This window comes from Aeromicrobium erythreum, from assembly GCF_001509405.1.
GTDB classification, from domain to species: Bacteria; Actinomycetota; Actinomycetes; order Propionibacteriales; family Nocardioidaceae; genus Aeromicrobium; species Aeromicrobium erythreum.
Genome location: NZ_CP011502.1, coordinates 1178592 through 1193883, shown reverse-complemented (window position 1 = coordinate 1193883; position 15292 = coordinate 1178592). Strand labels below are relative to the sequence as shown.

Below are 15292 nucleotides of genomic sequence, written 5' to 3'. Positions count from 1 at the left end.
GCTCGGGATGGGCTGGCCGGAGATCGGCCTGATCCTCGTGGTCGGTCTGCTGCTGTTCGGGCCCGACAAGCTGCCCGGCATGGCCAAGCAGGCCGGGCAGTTCGTCCGCACGGTCCGCCAGATGGCCGAGAACGCCAAGAACGACCTCGGGCGCGAGATGGGCCAGGACTTCTCCGATCTGAACCTGCGCGACCTCGACCCGCGCGAGGTCGTCCGCCGGCACGTCCTCGACCAGCCCGACGAGCCCGCGCCCGTGCGTCAGGACCGCATCCTGCGTCCCGGCGAGGTCCCGCCCCACGACGACGAGGCCACCTGAGCCGGCGCGCGCGCCCTGCGGGGACGGCGCGGGACCTGGTGGTCCCGGCCGGGCTCAGACGGTCAGCCAGCCGGTGAGCCGATCGAGCCCGTGTCCGACGCGCTCGCGCAGACCGGGCCGCGGCGCGGCGGCCGGGAGGTCGCCGAGGGCGGGCACGAGCCGGGCATCGTCCACGTCGGTCACGACCGTGTAGACGACGCCCTCGGCGTCCCACACGACGGTCCGCATCCCTGGCTGGTCCCGCACCCACACCTCGTGGTCGCCGAGCTGCTGCTGCGCGAAGCCGTGCAGCCGGTCGGTGTCGAGCGCGCCGGTCTGCTCGTGCAGCTCCAGGCGTCCCGTGCCGTCGGTGTAGGTGAGGCTGACGGCGCCCTCGGCCTGCAGGCGCCCCTCGACCCGTTCGAGGTCGTGGCCGAGCGTGCCGTGGCAGGGCCACCCGTTGGCCGTCAGGTCGGCCATGCGGGCGGTGGTCATGACGTCCTGCCCGCTGCTCGCGGGGCGGACGACGTCACCGCCGCCCACGGCCGTCCGGAAGTCGGCGGCGTACGCATCGACCGGCGGCACCACCGCGTCGCCGAGACCACGGCCGGGCGCGCCGGCCACGTAGGCCATCAGCATGACGGCGAGCGAGGCGCCGACCACGACGCCGCTCGCGCCCCAGACGGCCGAGTGGAGCACCCGCGTCCAGAGCGGCGGGGGCTGGGGCGCCGGGGTGCGGGGCAGCTCCGAGAGCGAGGCCAGCAGCGACGCCGGCGGCCGGACGTCGGACGTCGCCTGCATGCGCATCTTCAGGTGCCGCTGCTGCGCGACGGCCTCGCGGCAGCGGGCGCAGTCCTGGACGTGACGCGAGGCCGCCTCCGTGGCGTCGGGCGAGAGCTGCCCGTCCACGAAGGCGGCGACGTCGGCGTCCAGGTGGGCCATCAGGCTCCCAGGGCTCCGAAGACACGGGTACGGCCGGCGGTCGGCGCGCGGTGGGCCAGCGCCTGGCGCAGCTGGGTACGCCCACGGTGGATCCGGGACCGGACGGTGCCGATCTTGACGCCGAGGACGTCGGCGATCTCCTCGTACGACAGGCCCTCGACGTCGCACAGCACGACCGCGACGCGGAACTCCTCGGTGAGCGAGGACAGGGCGGCCTCGATGTCGGGGTCGAAGCCGGCGTCGTGCACGAACGCCTCGGGCAGCTGCTCGCGGCCCTCGAGGCGGTCCTCGGCGCCGTCGGTGAAGCCGTCCATGCGCAGCTTGCTCGAGCGGCGCACGCGGTCGAGGAACAGGTTGGTCGTGATCCGGTGGATCCAGCCGTTGAAGTTGCCCGGCTCGTAGCGGTCGAGCGAGCGGAACACACGCACGAAGACGTCCTGCGTGAGGTCCTCGGCGTCCTGACGGTTGCCGGTGAGCCGGTAGGCGAGGCGGTACACCCGCGGGGAGTGCTCCTCCACGATGCGGTCCCAGGACAGGTCGGCACCCGTCTCCAGGGTCGCGGCCTGCATGCTCACGTCGTCGTCCTTCATGTCGTCGATCGTCGCGTCGTCTCCTGAGAGAACGCCCAGAGGACGCTGACGGTTCCCTCTCGATCATCCCCGGTCCCGCAGGGGGCGCGACACGGATGCCGCCCGGCGGTGCAGCGGCACGGGAGGGCCTGCGCTCACTATGCTTCTGACCGAGCCGGTACCCGTCCGGCCCGGTCAGCCGAGGAGCCATCATCACCAGCGAAGCGAGCCTGCAGTACGTCGAGGGCTACCAGGACGAGGACGACCACCTCGCCGAGGCGCGTCGACGCGCGGACGAGGTCGGCGTGACCCCGATCGGTCCGGCCGGCGGCGCCACCCTGCGCTTCCTGGCCTCCGTGCTCGACGCCCGCGCGGTCGCCGAGGTCGGCACCGGCACCGGTGTCTCGGGCCTGTGGCTGCTGCGTGGCATGGCGCCCGACGGCGTCCTCACGTCGGTCGACCTCGAGGCCGAGCACCAGCGGCACGCCCGTCAGGTGTTCTCCGCAGCCGGCTTCGCACCGCAGCGCTTCCGCCTCATCGCGGGTTCGGCGCTCGACGTCATGCCCCGGCTCACCGACGACGGCTACGACCTCGTGTTCGTCGACGGCGACAAGGTCGAGTACGGCGAGTACCTGGAGCAGGCCCTGCGCCTCGTGCGCCCCGGTGGCGTCGTCGTGTTCGACAACGCGCTCTGGCACGACCGCGTGGCCGACCCGGAGCGTCGTGACGCCGAGACGGTCGCGATCCGCGATCTGCTCACGCAGGCGGCGACCGACGAGCGCCTGGTGCCCACGCTGCTGCCCGTCGGCGACGGCCTGCTGGCCGCGCGCCGCGTGGGCTGACCCGCCCCCGGCCGTCGGGCCGGGCGCGGGTCCAGTGTCTGCAGGACAGCTGGGATCAGCGCTCGAACGAGGCCGAGGACCGGAAGCCCGCCGGTCCCCGCACGACCGCGACGATCTCGCACGCCTCGATCAGCTCGGGCTCGCGCCCGATGATGGTGGTGCCGGGGAGGTCGGCGCGGCCGTCCTCCATGGCCTGCTGGAACGCCTCGCGCGACCGCGCGTCGACGAACACGTAGGTCCCCTCGAACCACTCGTCCTCACGGGCGCGCCACGACTTGAAGCGCAGCCCTTCCAGACCCGCGAACTTCGCGAAGCTGACGTCCTCGACGTACTCGCGCAGACGCTCGAGGGTCCCTGACGGGGCGCCGGCCAGGGACCAGCGCATCGTGAGACCGTACAAGCTCAGACAGCCTTGAGGGCGTCGCCGAGGGTGGCCGCCTCCTCGTTGTTGAGCTCGACCACCAGACGTCCTCCGCCCTCGAGCGGGACGCGCATGACGATGCAGCGCCCCTCCTTGGTGACCTCCATCGGTCCGTCACCGGTGCGAGGCTTCATGGCCGCCATGGGTTCCCCTTCCATTCGGTGACCGCCGTCCGGTCTCCTCAGACGCCTAGTATCTCTCATGCCCCCTTCTCAGTTCCAACCGGCACGAAGGACCTCGTGACCCCTCCCGCTCCCGACGGCGCTCCCCCGGCCACCGACGGCGTCGTCGCGCTCGACCCGAGCTCGGGGGCGCTCGGCTCCGTGCCCCCGCACGAGCAGGTCCGCGCCGCGCTGACCAGACCGGGCCTGCGGGCGCTCCTGCTCGTCGTCGACGGCTCGACCGTCTGGTCCGACGCGTCGGTGGTCGCGGTGGCCGATGCGTCCGTCCCGGTGGTCGCGGTGCTGCGCGGCAGGGTCGAGGGCCATGCGGCGGCGGTGGCGCTGGCGGCGGGCCTGCGGGTCGCCTCCCGCGACGTCGTGCTGCGGGTCGAGCCGCTCGTCGGCGGCACGAGCGCGAGCCTGCCGCGCCTGGTGGGCGGCGCGGTGGCCCGGCGGCTGCTGCTCGACCCTGCCGACCTCGACGGCGCGCAGGCGGTGAGCCTGGGGCTGCTCGACGCCCTGGACGACGACCCTGCGACGGCGGGTCGGGAGCTCGCGGCACGGGTGGCGGCGACGCCTGGGCTGGGCGCGGCCGTGCTGCGCGCGCTCGCGACCTGGGAGCGGACGGGCGACGTCGCGTCGGCGCTGGCCGACGAGGCGCGGCTGCGGGCCGTGGTCGACCTGCACGACTGAGCCCGACCCGCCCCTGGTGCTGGGCGGCAGCCGGGGGTGTGGACGACGGCCGGGCTCAGGCGAGCCGGCGACGCTCCTCCGCCTGCTCCTGCCAGGCGAGCAGCTCGGTGCGCGCCTCGAGCTCGGCGCTCTGGCTGGCGGCCAGCTCGTCGCGGAGGCGACGCACCTCGGCGCGCGTGCTCTGGAGCGCGGACCGGGTCTGGGCGAGGTCGCCGTCGAGCAGCACCGTGCGCTCCTCGGCTGCGGCGTGCGCCGCCTCGGCCTGGGCGAGGGCGGCCTCGGCGGCCTCGACCTGGGAGACGAGCGCGGCGATCCGCTCGTCTCGACGCTCGACCTTGCCGGACATCGTCTCGGCGAACGCGATCTGCTCACGGCCGCGACGCGTGGCCTCGCGGCTGCGGTCGTGGGCGGCGGTGGCGCGGTCGCGTGCCCAGTCGCGGCGCACCTGGGCGGTCTCGTTGGCGAGCAGACGTGCGGCGACGGAGCAGGCCGCGACGGCGTAGACGACCGCGGCCGCGAGCGCGACGACGGTCGAGACCACGATCGCCGCCGTGCCGGCGACGAGGGCGGACACGATGAGCACGACGGCGGCCAGGGTGCGCACGGAGCGCTGGCTGCGTCGATCGGCGGGACGGGAGGTGGTCATGGCGCCAGGGTAGGTCGGGTGGCGCGGTCGTCGTGGGAGGCGCACCGTGCCTGGTGGGACTGGTGGTGCGGGTGGAAGGAGGCGGCTACGACAGCGGCGGCGTGCGGCGGGCGAGGCACCCGACCAGGTGGTCGTCGACCATGCCGGTGGCCTGCATGAGCGCATAGGCGGTGGTGGGCCCGACGAACTTCAGGCCGCGGCGCTTGAGCTCCTTGGCGAGCGCGGTCGACTCGGCCGACGTCGCCGGCACGTCGGCGACCGTCCGCGGCGCGGGCGACGTGTCGGGCGCGAACGACCAGACGAGGTCGCTGAGGCTCTCGCCGAGGTCGAGCACGGCCCGCGCGTTGCTGATGGTGGCCTCGATCTTGGCGCGGTTGCGGACGATGCCCTCGTCGGTGAGGAGTCGCTCGACGTCGGCGTCGGCGAACCGTGAGACGAGCGCGGGCACGAAGCCGACGAAGGCCTCGCGGAACGCCTCGCGCTTGCGGAGGATGAGCGACCAGGACAGCCCCGACTGGAAGGCCTCGAGGCTGAGCCGCTCGAACATCGCCCGGTCGCCGCGCAGCTCACGACCCCACTCCTCGTCGTGGTAGCGGCGCAGCCTCGGGTCGTCGCCCCACGGGCAGCGCTCGAGGCCGTCGGGGCCGGTCACCGTCATGCGCCGATCCTGCCAGGCACGAGGAGCTCCTCGCTACGATGCGCCCGCCCTGCCGTCGCCGCTGGAACGGAGATTCCCAGGTCGACCTGGGAATCTGCGGCCGGGCACGGTTTCCTCAGCGACGCCCGGAAAGCTCTCCGTGCGCCGCTGAGGAAACCGGGTCAGGCGCGTCGACGCTGGCGCGAGGCCTCGTAGAGCACGACCGACGTCGCGTTGGCCGCGTTCAGCGACGACGCCGTGCCCGTGATCGGGATGTGCACCATGACGTCGCAGATCTCGCGCCACGCGGCCGACAGCCCCCGCGTCTCGTTGCCGGTGACGACGACGGTCGGCGCCGTCAGGTCGGCGTCGGCCAGCTCGACCGGTCCGTCCTCGTCGGTGCCGACGACCTGCACCCAGCCGAGACGCGACCGGAGGTCCTCGACCCACGCGAGCACCTCGTAGGGCGAACCGAGCCGGACGGTGGGCACCGTGAGCGCCGAGCCCGTCGACGCCCGCACGGCCCGCGGCTCGTACGGGTCGCAGGCGTGGCCGCACACCACGAGCCCGCTGCCGCCGAACGCGTCGACCGACCGCGCGATGCTGCCGACGTTGCCGGGGCTGGTCGGCCGGTCGAGCACGACCGCGAGCAGGTCGGGGCCGGCGGGCAGCCGCGCGAGGTCGTCGGCCGGCTGCGCCACCACCAGCACCACCTCGGGACGGTCCTGCTCCTGCTCGGCCAGCTCGGCGAGGAGCTCGGCCGAGAGCGTGTACTGCTCGGCGCCTCGCCCTACGGCCCGCGCCACCGCCTCGCGGGCCCACTGCGACGGGTCGCGACGGTCGTCGTGCAGCACCGCGACGACCTCGAGCGGCGACTCGAGCGCGACGGACACCGGCCGGACGCCCTGGACGAGCAGCTGACGCAGCTGGGTGCGCTTGCGCCGGTTCGTCAGCATCGCCTCCCACTGTTGGAAGGCGGCGTTGCGCGACGTGACCCGCACGACGTCAGCTGGACGCGACGGCGTCGAAGTGCGCGACGGCCTCGTCGACGTCGTCGGTGAGCAGCAGGAGGTCGAGGTCGGACTCGTTGATCTTCCCGTCGGGGAGCATCGTCTGGCGCAGCCAGTCGACCAGGCCCTGCCAGTAGGCCGTGCCGAACAGCACGATCGGGAAGGTCGTCACCTTGCCCGTCTGCGACAGCGTGAGCGCCTCGAACAGCTCGTCGAGGGTGCCGAAGCCGCCGGGCATGACGACGTAGCCCTGCGAGTACTTCACGAACATCGTCTTGCGGACGAAGAAGTAGCGGAAGTTGATGCCGAGGTCGACCCACTCGTTGAGACCCTGCTCGTGCGGGAGCTCGATGCCCAGGCCGACCGACACGCCGCCGCACTCGCTGGCCCCGCGGTTGGCCGCCTCCATCGCACCGGGGCCGCCGCCGGTGATGACCGCGTACCCGAGCCCGCAGAGCTTCTCGGCCACCTCGCGCGCCTTCTCGTACATCGGGTCGTCGGGCGTGGTGCGCGCGGACCCGAACACGGCGACGGCCGGGCCGAGCTCGGACAGCGCACCGAAGCCCTCGACGAACTCGGACTGGATGCGCAGCACGCGCCAGGGGTCGGTGTGCACCCAGTCGGTCGGGCCGCGCGAGTCGAGCAGGCGCTGGTCGGTGGTGCTGCTGGGGACGTGGCCGCGGCGCAGGTGCACCGGGCCCTTCTGGTAGCTCATGCGGTCAGCCATCTCCTGAGGGCGTCCTCGACGGAACGCAGGTGCGCGACGGGGACGTGTTCGTCCTGCTTGTGGGCGTAGATCGGGTCGCCCGGTCCGTAGTTGACGGCGGGGATCCCGAGCTGCGTGAACTGCGCGACGTCGGTCCAGCCGAACTTCGGGCGCGGCTCGGCACCGAGCGTCTCGACGAACGCGGCCGCGGCGGGCTGGTCGAGACCGGGCAGCGCGCCGGGCGCGGAGTCGGTGACGGTCAGCTCGAAGCCGTCGAAGACCTCGCGCAGGTGCGCCAGCGCCTCGTCCTCGGACCGGTCGGGCGCGAAGCGGTAGTTGACCGTGACGATGGCGAGGTCGGGCACGACGTTGCCGGCCACCCCGCCGCTGATGCCGACGGCGTTGAGCCCGTCGCGGTACTCGAGCCCGTCGATGACGACGCGGCGCGGCTCGTAGTCGCGCAGGCGCACGAGCACCTCGGCGGCGTCGTGGATGGCGTTGTGACCGGTCCACGACCGCGCGGCGTGCGCACGCTCCCCTCGGGTGACGACGTCGACGCGGATCGTGCCCTGGCAGCCCGCCTCCACGGACGCGACGGACGGCTCCATGAGGATCGCGAAGTCGCCGGCGAGCAGCTCCGGACGTTCGCGCGCGAGCCGACCGAGCCCGTTGAACCGCGCGGCGATCTCCTCGGCCTCGTAGAAGACGTAGGTGACGTCGCGTACCGGCTCGGCGACGGTCGCCGCGAGCTGGAGCGCGACGGCGACGCCGCCCTTCATGTCGCAGGTGCCGAGCCCCCAGAGCGTGTCGCCGTCGAGACGCGTCGGGAAGTTGTCGTTCGCGGGGACGGTGTCGAGGTGCCCGGCGATCACCACCCGCTCCGCCCGACCGAGGTCGGTGCGGGCCACCAGCGTGTGCCCGTCGCGCACGACCGTCAGGTGCGGCGCCGCGAGCAGCACCGCCTCCACCGCGTCGGCGATCTCGGCCTCGTCGAGGCTCTCCGACGCGATGTCGCAGAGGTCCGCGGTGAGCTGGACGATGTCGCGGGTCGGGTCGAGCACGGCCATGGCGCCCACTCTAGGGCGCGGCCGCCTCTCCCCCGCGGGTGCGTCGGTGCGCTTCTCGCCCGACCTGCGGCTGCGTCGGCGCGGCTTCTCTGGCGAGTGGGGCTGCGCTGGCGCGGCTTCTTGCTCGGGTGGGGCTGCGTCGGCGCGGCTTGTCGTGGATGTGGTCTCCGCAAGGGCCTCGACCGGGCAGCTGGGCGGCGCGCTGGTCTGGGGCTTCGGGCTGCGGGTCGCGCTCGGGGTGGACGCAAGAATCTGCGTTCTCGCCCGCTTAGCGGTAGGTCTGCCGCCGAATCGCCCTCGGGGGTAGATGTGCCGCCCTTCCGAGCGCTGTAGAGGCGGTAGATCTACCGCTGAGGTGGACCGTCGTGGCAAGGATGCTTCCTTCTCGTGGACCGTGCCACGAGAAGGTAGAAGCGTTCGTCACCCCACCCCCGAGGCCGCGCACGATCGTGCATTCGCGCGAGCGAGATCGAACGCTTCTGCGTTGGCTACGGGATGCCGTAGCCAACGCAGATTCCTTGGCCCTCCCACACCCGAACGCAGAAGCTTGCGTCCAACGCGCACGAACGCAGAATCTTGCGTCCCACGCGGGAGCCACAGCCCGAGTGCCCAACCCGGTGCGCCACCCAGCCGCCCGGTCGAGGCCCTTTCGGAGACCACCCCCAGCACCAGCCGAAGCAGCGCACCAGCAAACCCAGACCCCCCGCGGCAGCGCAGCCGCAGGTCGACGAGAAGCCTCGCTCACGTTGCGCCAACCGCCCTCGCGCGTAGCGTCGAACGCATGGAGATCAGCGACGCCCGCGTGCTCGTCGTCGGGGCCACCGGCGCACTCGGTGGGGGCATCGCGCGGGCGCTGCACGGGGCCGGGGCGCGGCTGACGGTCACCGGACGCGACGCCGACCGGCTCGCGGCCGTCGCGTCAGAGGTGAAGGCGCCGGCGTACGAGCTCGACGTCGTCGACGTGGAGCGTGCCGCCGCCACGATCGGGGAGGCCGTCGAGGCGCTCGGCGGGCTCGACCTGCTCGTCGTCGCGACCGGGGTTCCTGCGTTCGGGCCGGCCGTCGACACCGACCCTGCCGTCGCCGAGGAGCTGTTCGCCGTCAACACGCTCGGCGCGACCGGCGTCGTCCGCGCGGCCCTCCCCCACCTGGACGGCGGGGTGGCCGTCGTCCTCTCGGCGATCCTCGCCGACGCGCCCACCGCCGGCATGGCCGACTACTCCGCCGCGAAGGCCGCCCTCACGGCGTGGCTGACCGTCGTGCGTCGTGAGCGTCGCCGCAGCACCCGCATCGTCGACGTGCGTCCCCCGCACCTCGACACCGACCTCGCCGCACACGCACTCGCCGGCGAGCCACCCAAGCTCCCAGAACCCCTCCCTGCCGCCGAGGTCGTCGACGCCGTGCTGGCCGCCGTCCGCGACGAGAAGGCCACCGAGGTCGTCTGGGACCGACGAGAAGGGCTGGTGGTCCGATGAGCGAGGATCTGACGACGTCCGACGTCCTGCGCGACGCGTTCGGGCGGGTCCGCGAGCTGGTCGAGCAGCAGTGCGCCGACCTCGACGAGCGCACCGCGACCTACCGCGTCGACCCCGACGCGAACACGCCGATCTGGCTCCTGTGGCACCTGGCGCGCGTGCAGGACGACCACGTGGCCGGACTGGCCGGCACCGCCCAGGCGTGGGACCGCTGGCGCGACGACTTCGACCTCCCCTTCGAGCCCGGCGACATCGGCTACGGCCACGACAGCGACCAGGTGGCGGCCGTCCGCAGCGACCCCGCGCTGGTGGCGCGCTACCACGCCGACGTGCACACGCTGACCCTCGCGTACCTCGACCGCGTCGACGGTGCCGAGCTGGCCCGCGTGGTCGACGAGGACTGGGACCCGCCGGTTACCGCCGGGGTGCGCCTGGTCAGCGTCGTGGGCGACACCCTGCAGCACCTCGGTCAGGCAGCCTTCGTCGCGGGCGTCGCCGAGCGTCAGGCCGCGGACTAGCCAGACGCCCCGACCGGACCTCGCCCGCCGAGACCGTCCCCGACGCGACTCAGGACCCGGGAGCGAGGCGCTGGAACAGGACGTGGTCCTGCCACCGTCCCTGGATGCGCAGGTACTGCGGAGCGATGCCGAAGCGCTCGAAGCCGCACCGCTCGAGCACGGCCTGCGACCGGTGGTTGTGCACGAGCGTGCCAGCCTGCAGACGGTGCAGGCCGAGCACCTCGAACGCGTGCGCGGCCGCCTCCTCGACGGCGCGGGTCATGAGCCCGCGACCCTGCACGTCGCCGGCGAGCCAGTAGCCCAGGTGGGCGTTCTCGAACGCACCGCGCACGACGTCGTTGAGGTTGAGCTCGCCGACGACCTCGCCGTCCTCCTCGACCACCACGAAGTAGGCGCCCCGCCCCTCGGCCATCGCGATCAGCCGCGCCTCGACCACCTCGAGCTGCCCCTCGACCGTGTAGAAGCGGTCGGGACGCGACGGGCTCCACGGGTCGAGGTGCGCCCGGTGGTCGGTCCAGAGCCGGCTCAGCACCTCCGCGTCGGCGGGGTCGAGCACGCGCAGGACGCTCACGCGTCGGCTCGCTCGAACACGCAGAACTCGTTGCCGTCGGGGTCGGCCATGACCGTCCAGACGATCTCGTCGTCGGGTCGACGCAGCACCGTGGCGCCGAGCTCGACGAGGTGGTCGACCTGGACCCCCTGCTCGAGCGTGACGTCCCAGTGGATGCGGTTCTTGACCGTCTTGGGCTCGGGAACCGAGCAGAACACGACACCCTCGCACGGCAGCCCTGGCACGTCCTCGACCCAGCTGAACCCGCCGTCGGCGTCGGTGCCGCCCCGCCCTCCCCACAAGCCCTGCCACCAGGCGGCCGCCGCGCCGTGGTCGACGACGTCGACGCAGACCTCGTAGAGCCGGTACGCGGGCACGACGTCGCGCACGAACGTGCAGAGCTCGTCGCCCTCGGGGCCGGCCACGACGGTCCAGCGGAACGCGCCCTCGGCGCTGAGCCGCGACGTCCCCGGCGGCACCTCCTCGGCGGCGTGGACGTCGAGGTGCACGCGGTCCTTCACGGTCTTCGGCTCCGGGACGCGGTTGACCCAGACGGTGTGCCCGGGCGTCGGCCCCACCAGGTGCGCGTCGTCACCGTCGAGGACCACGTCGAGCCCGAGCAGCGCGGCCCACGAGGGGGCCGCCGAGGCCGGGTCGCCCGCGACGATGCAGAGGTCCTTCCAGGTGACGAGAGGCATGCGTCTCACGCTAGACCCGCTCGCCGACAGCGGCCAGCCACGGCTCGATAGATTGGCTCCCATGAGCGAGAACAGCGCGCACGGGTACGGTCTGGCCACCCTCACCGAGGACGGCGACGTCCTCGACGTCTGGTTCCCCGAGCCCCGCCTCGGCGTCCCGGCCCACGATCCGGAGCCCGAGGAGCTCACGGCGCTGACGGGGGACGACCCGGTCCGCCAGGTCCGCAAGGCGGTCGTGCACGTCGTCGTCGACGACCTCGCCGCCGCTCCTGCCGACACCTACGACGTGTGGCTGCGCCTGCACCTGCTGTCGCACCGGCTCGTCAAGCCGCACGGCCTCAACCTCGACGGCCAGTTCGGCCTGCTGACGAACGTCGTGTGGACGACGATCGGCCCGTGCGCCGTCGCCGGCTTCGAGCACACCCGCGCCCGTGCGCGCGCCGCCGGACTGACGGTGAACGTCACGAGCATCGACAAGTTCCCGCGCATGACCGACTACGTGATCCCCTCCGGCGTGCGCATCGGCGACGCCGACCGGGTGCGGCTGGGCGCGCACCTCGCGGAGGGCACCACGGTCATGCACGAAGGCTTCGTGAACTTCAACGCCGGCACCCTCGGCCACGCGATGGTCGAGGGTCGGATCTCGGCGGGCGTCGTGGTCGGTGAGGGCACCGACATCGGCGGCGGCGCCAGCATCATGGGCACGCTCTCCGGCGGCGGCACGCAGGTCATCTCCATCGGCAGCGGGAGCCTGCTCGGCGCGAACTCGGGCATCGGCATCTCCCTCGGCGACGACTGCGTCGTGGCGGCGGGCTGCTACGTCACGGCCGGCACGAAGGTGCGCACCCCGGACGGCACGGTCGTCAAGGCGGCCGAGCTGAGCGGCCAGGACAACCTGCTGTTCCTCACCAACAGCGAGACGGGCCAGGTCGAGGCGCGACCGCGGGGCGAGCGCCGCGGCATCGAGCTGAACTCCGACCTGCACGCCAACTGAACGACGTGCCCTCGCGTCGTCGCCCGACGGTGGGTCCGTCTGCCTAGGGTGGCGCCGTGAAGCTGCGCTGGGTCCTCCTCGTCACCGTGCTGGTGGCCGGTGGGCTGGTGGTGACGGTCTTCACCGACCGCCAGCCGCGTCGCAGCGAGTACTGCGTGGCCCGCGTGGGCGACACGGTGGCGCAGGTCGACGTCGAGCAGGCGCGCTGGTCGTCGCTGATGGCGGCGCTCGCCCAGAACCGGGGTCTGCCGCCGCGCGCGACGACGATCGCGATCGCGACCGCGTTCCAGGAGTCCAAGATCCGCAACATCGACTACGGCGACCGCGACTCGGTGGGGCTGTTCCAGCAACGTCCGTCGCAGGGCTGGGGCACGGTCGATGAGATCATGGACCCGGCGTACGCGATCGGGAGGTTCTACGACGGGCTCGAGAAGGTCGACGGGTACACCCGCAAGCAGATCACCGTGGCCGCGCAGGAGGTGCAGCGCTCCGCGTTCCCCGGCGCCTACGCGCAGCACGAGGACTACGCCCGGGCGCTGTCGTCGGCGCTGCGCGGCTACAGCCCGGCGGCGTTCACGTGCCAGCTGAACCCGGTGGGCGGAGGCAACGTGCGCAGCGTCGCCGCCGACGTCGACGCGGCGTTCGGCGAGATCGAGCACACGAGCGACGAGGCGCAGGACGAGCTGACGTTCCGGTTCGCGGGTGCTCGGGCCGACGTGCGGGCGCGGGGCTGGGCGCTCGCGCACTACCTGGTGGCCAACGCCGAGCACCTGAAGGTCGCCGCCGTCTCCTTCGACGGCCGCCGCTGGAGCGCCGAGGACTCCCCCGACGGCTGGGTGCGCGACACCGGCGCCCGCCCCGACCGGGTCGTCGCCTCCCTGCGCTGACCCGTCGGCGGTAGGTGACGCGCGTCAGACGGGGTCGGTACCGCGCGCGACCTACCTGCACACGTCGTTCCGCGCGTCACCTACCGCCCTGGCGGGGGTGCCGGGCCGTGGGCGGCAGAGGGAACAGTGACACCCGCCCTACTCACGAGTCACGAAGCCCGGCCATACTGACGGGCAGTCCCGCCGTCTGCAGGAAGAGAAGCCACGTGCGCAACCCCCGTGCATTCCTCCGTCCCCTCGCGGTCGGAGCTCCCGCTCCGCTGTCCGAGGTGCCGTTCCGTCCGTCCCGGATGATCCACTTCTTCGACCCGAGCAACGAGAAGATGGCGGCCAAGGTGCCGGACATCGCGAAGAAGGTCGACATCATCCTCGGCAACCTCGAGGACGCAATCAAGACCGAGAAGAAGGAGGCCGCGCGTCAGGGTCTCGTCGACATCGCGAAGGCGACCGACTTCGGCGACACGCAGCTGTGGGTGCGCGTGAACAGCCTCGACTCGCCGTGGGTCCTCGACGACCTGACGACGTTGGTGACGGAGATCGGCGACAAGCTCGACGTCATCATGGTGCCGAAGGTGGAGGGTGCGCAGGACATCCACTACGTCGACCGGCTGCTGGCGCAGCTGGAGGCGAAGGGGAACGTGCAGAAGCCGCTGCTGGTGCACGCGATCCTCGAGACCGCGCTGGGCATGACGAACGTCGAGGAGATCGCGGCGGCGAGCCCGCGCATGCAGGGCATCAGCCTCGGCCCGGCCGACCTCGCGGCGAGCCGTCGGATGAAGACGACGCGCGTCGGCGGTGGTCACCCGGGCTACCTGGTGCGTCAGGACCCGACGGGCGAGGACCTGACGGAGGGTCGCACGACCTACCAGCAGGACCTGTGGCACTACACGATCGCGCGCATGGTCGACGCCTGCGCCGCGAACGACATCCTCCCGTTCTACGGTCCGTTCGGCGACATCAAGGACGTCGTGGCGTGCGAGGACCAGTTCCGCAACGCGTTCCTGCTGGGCTGCGTGGGCGCGTGGAGCCTGCACCCGGTGCAGATCGACATCGCGAAGAAGGTCTTCTCCCCGAGCGCGGAGGACGTGGCGCACGCGAAGGAGGTCGTCGAGGCGATGGGCGACGGCTCCGGTGCGGTGATGATCAACGGCAAGATGGAGGACGACGCGTCCTGCAAGCAGTGCCTCGTGATGCTCGACCTGGCCCGTGAGCTGGCCGAGCGCGACCCCGAGCTGAGGGAGCTGTACGCCCTGTGAGCACCACTCCCGCCCCCATCCGTCCCCGCCGCTCGGTGCTGTACATGCCGGGCGCGAACGAGCGCGCGCTCGAGAAGGCGAAGTCGATCGACGCCGACGCGCTGATCCTCGACCTCGAGGACTCCGTGGCCCCCGACGCGAAGGAGCAGGGCCGCGAGAACGTCGTCGCGGCCGTGCGGTCGGGCGAGTACGGCCACCGCGAGCTCGCGATCCGCGTGAACTCGATCGGCACCGAGTGGCACGACGCGGACGTCAAGGCGGCGAGCCAGGCCGGTCCCGACGCGATCCTCGTGCCGAAGGTCGAGTCGGCGGAGCAGGTGCTGGCGCTCGTCGCGGCCCTGGAGAAGCACGGCGCGCCGGAGCACACCCAGCTCTGGGCGATGATCGAGACGCCGCGCGCGCTGCTGCACGCGGAGGAGATCGCTGCCGCGCACGAGCGCCTGACGGTCGTCGTCATGGGCACCAACGACATCGTGAACGAGACGTACGGCCTGCACGTGCCCGGCCGCAACGCCACCGTGCTGACGTCGCTCGCCTGGACCCTGCTGGCCGTCCGCGCCGCCGGCAAGGTCGTCATCGACGGTGTCTACAACGCGGTGAAGGACCCGGAGGGCTTCGAGGCCGAGGCGCGTCAGGGTCGCGAGATGGGCTTCGACGGCAAGACGCTCATCCACCCCTCGCAGGTGGAGCCCGCGAACGTCGCGTTCGCGCCGTCGGCCGATGACGTCGAGCGCGCGCAGGGCCTCATCGACACGTTCGAGGAGGCGAAGGCCGCCGGGCAGGGCGTCGTGACCTTCAACGGCAAGATGGTGGAGGAGCTGCACGTGCGCGACGCGCGGCGCATCCTCGCCTTCCACGAGGCGCTGCAGGGTCGCTGACCACCCGCCGAGGGGCCCCGTCCGCGCGGACGGGGCCCTTCGTGCGTC

Annotated in this window: 20 protein-coding genes; 9 read left to right on the top strand and 11 right to left on the bottom strand. The window is 72.7% G+C overall.

Annotated features, from left to right (window positions below; genetic code table 11):
• Positions 1–7: 7 nt before the first annotated feature.
• Positions 8–316 (top strand): sec-independent translocase, encoded by a 309-nt coding sequence (locus Aeryth_RS05720; protein ID WP_236749870.1) that lies wholly within the window; start codon positions 8–10, stop codon positions 314–316.
• Positions 317–370: 54 nt separating this feature from the next.
• Here the strand turns inward: Aeryth_RS05720 and Aeryth_RS05715 are convergent, their stop codons facing one another.
• Positions 371–1237 carry an anti-sigma factor gene (locus tag Aeryth_RS05715; RefSeq protein ID WP_067855794.1) on the bottom strand — a complete coding sequence of 289 codons (867 nt, stop codon included), beginning with the start codon at positions 1235–1237 and terminating at the stop codon, positions 371–373.
• Positions 1237–1827, bottom strand: a complete 591-nt coding sequence (gene sigE, locus Aeryth_RS05710; RefSeq protein ID WP_067855790.1) for an RNA polymerase sigma factor SigE — start codon at positions 1825–1827, stop codon at positions 1237–1239. Before sigE ends, Aeryth_RS05715 begins: the two co-directional genes overlap by 1 nt.
• A 284-nt stretch (positions 1828–2111) precedes the next feature.
• Between sigE and Aeryth_RS05705 the strand changes: the two genes are divergently transcribed.
• Complete coding sequence (locus Aeryth_RS05705; protein WP_317698812.1) at positions 2112–2648, top strand: O-methyltransferase; 537 nt, start codon at positions 2112–2114, stop codon at positions 2646–2648.
• Between the two features lie 55 nt (positions 2649–2703).
• On the opposite strand, the gene Aeryth_RS05700 is transcribed toward Aeryth_RS05705, so the two are convergent.
• Positions 2704–3033, bottom strand: a complete 330-nt coding sequence (locus Aeryth_RS05700) for a hypothetical protein (RefSeq protein ID WP_236749831.1) — start codon at positions 3031–3033, stop codon at positions 2704–2706.
• Positions 3034–3050: 17 nt separating this feature from the next.
• Positions 3051–3212 (bottom strand): DUF3117 domain-containing protein, encoded by a 162-nt coding sequence (locus Aeryth_RS17325; protein WP_019145023.1) that lies wholly within the window; start codon positions 3210–3212, stop codon positions 3051–3053.
• 96 nt (positions 3213–3308) lie between these two features.
• Here Aeryth_RS17325 and Aeryth_RS05695 point away from each other — a divergent pair, with 96 nt between their 5' ends.
• Positions 3309–3923 carry a Clp protease/crotonase-like domain-containing protein gene (locus Aeryth_RS05695; RefSeq protein ID WP_067855782.1) on the top strand — a complete coding sequence of 205 codons (615 nt, stop codon included), beginning with the start codon at positions 3309–3311 and terminating at the stop codon, positions 3921–3923.
• 55 nt (positions 3924–3978) lie between these two features.
• On the opposite strand, the gene Aeryth_RS05690 is transcribed toward Aeryth_RS05695, so the two are convergent.
• The 5 genes from Aeryth_RS05690 to dapE form a co-directional block, all read right to left on the bottom strand.
• Positions 3979–4569 carry a hypothetical protein gene (locus Aeryth_RS05690; protein ID WP_067855779.1) on the bottom strand — a complete coding sequence of 197 codons (591 nt, stop codon included), beginning with the start codon at positions 4567–4569 and terminating at the stop codon, positions 3979–3981.
• An 85-nt stretch (positions 4570–4654) separates the two neighbouring features.
• Positions 4655–5227, bottom strand: coding sequence for a DNA-3-methyladenine glycosylase I (locus Aeryth_RS05685; RefSeq protein ID WP_067855776.1), 573 nt, complete (start codon positions 5225–5227; stop codon positions 4655–4657).
• 161 nt (positions 5228–5388) lie between these two features.
• Positions 5389–6207, bottom strand: a complete 819-nt coding sequence (locus Aeryth_RS05680) for a TrmH family RNA methyltransferase (protein ID WP_236749830.1) — start codon at positions 6205–6207, stop codon at positions 5389–5391.
• A gap of 4 nt (positions 6208–6211) precedes the next feature.
• A complete protein-coding gene (locus Aeryth_RS05675; protein WP_236749829.1) occupies positions 6212–6931 on the bottom strand; it encodes an LOG family protein in 720 nt (239 codons plus the stop codon).
• Positions 6928–7989, bottom strand: a complete 1062-nt coding sequence (gene dapE / locus Aeryth_RS05670) for a succinyl-diaminopimelate desuccinylase (protein WP_067855773.1) — start codon at positions 7987–7989, stop codon at positions 6928–6930. The genes Aeryth_RS05675 and dapE overlap by 4 nt, the downstream gene beginning before the upstream one ends.
• 781 nt (positions 7990–8770) lie before the next feature.
• Between dapE and Aeryth_RS05665 the strand changes: the two genes are divergently transcribed.
• Positions 8771–9463 carry an SDR family NAD(P)-dependent oxidoreductase gene (locus tag Aeryth_RS05665; protein ID WP_067855770.1) on the top strand — a complete coding sequence of 231 codons (693 nt, stop codon included), beginning with the start codon at positions 8771–8773 and terminating at the stop codon, positions 9461–9463.
• On the top strand, positions 9460–9981 hold the full coding sequence (locus Aeryth_RS05660) for a mycothiol transferase (protein ID WP_067855767.1): 522 nt from the start codon (positions 9460–9462) through the stop codon (positions 9979–9981). The genes Aeryth_RS05665 and Aeryth_RS05660 overlap by 4 nt, the downstream gene beginning before the upstream one ends.
• Before the next feature lie 49 nt (positions 9982–10030).
• Here Aeryth_RS05660 and Aeryth_RS05655 read toward each other — a convergent pair whose 3' ends face one another.
• Both Aeryth_RS05655 and Aeryth_RS05650 read right to left on the bottom strand, forming a co-directional pair.
• Positions 10031–10552: a GNAT family N-acetyltransferase gene (locus Aeryth_RS05655; protein ID WP_067855764.1), complete on the bottom strand. Its 522-nt coding sequence runs from the start codon at positions 10550–10552 to the stop codon at positions 10031–10033.
• Complete coding sequence (locus Aeryth_RS05650) at positions 10549–11229, bottom strand: VOC family protein (RefSeq protein ID WP_067855762.1); 681 nt, start codon at positions 11227–11229, stop codon at positions 10549–10551. Before Aeryth_RS05650 ends, Aeryth_RS05655 begins: the two co-directional genes overlap by 4 nt.
• 61 nt (positions 11230–11290) lie before the next feature.
• Here Aeryth_RS05650 and dapD point away from each other — a divergent pair, with 61 nt between their 5' ends.
• From dapD to Aeryth_RS05630, 4 genes are all read left to right on the top strand, one after another.
• Entirely contained in the window at positions 11291–12223 is a 933-nt protein-coding gene (gene dapD / locus Aeryth_RS05645) for a 2,3,4,5-tetrahydropyridine-2,6-dicarboxylate N-succinyltransferase (protein WP_067855759.1), read from the top strand.
• A gap of 56 nt (positions 12224–12279) precedes the next feature.
• Positions 12280–13110 carry a hypothetical protein gene (locus Aeryth_RS05640; RefSeq protein WP_067855756.1) on the top strand — a complete coding sequence of 277 codons (831 nt, stop codon included), beginning with the start codon at positions 12280–12282 and terminating at the stop codon, positions 13108–13110.
• A gap of 269 nt (positions 13111–13379) precedes the next feature.
• Positions 13380–14366, top strand: a complete 987-nt coding sequence (locus tag Aeryth_RS05635) for an HpcH/HpaI aldolase/citrate lyase family protein (RefSeq protein ID WP_236749828.1) — start codon at positions 13380–13382, stop codon at positions 14364–14366.
• Positions 14363–15244: an HpcH/HpaI aldolase/citrate lyase family protein gene (locus tag Aeryth_RS05630; RefSeq protein ID WP_257721386.1), complete on the top strand. Its 882-nt coding sequence runs from the start codon at positions 14363–14365 to the stop codon at positions 15242–15244. Before Aeryth_RS05635 ends, Aeryth_RS05630 begins: the two co-directional genes overlap by 4 nt.
• Positions 15245–15292 lie beyond the last annotated feature (48 nt).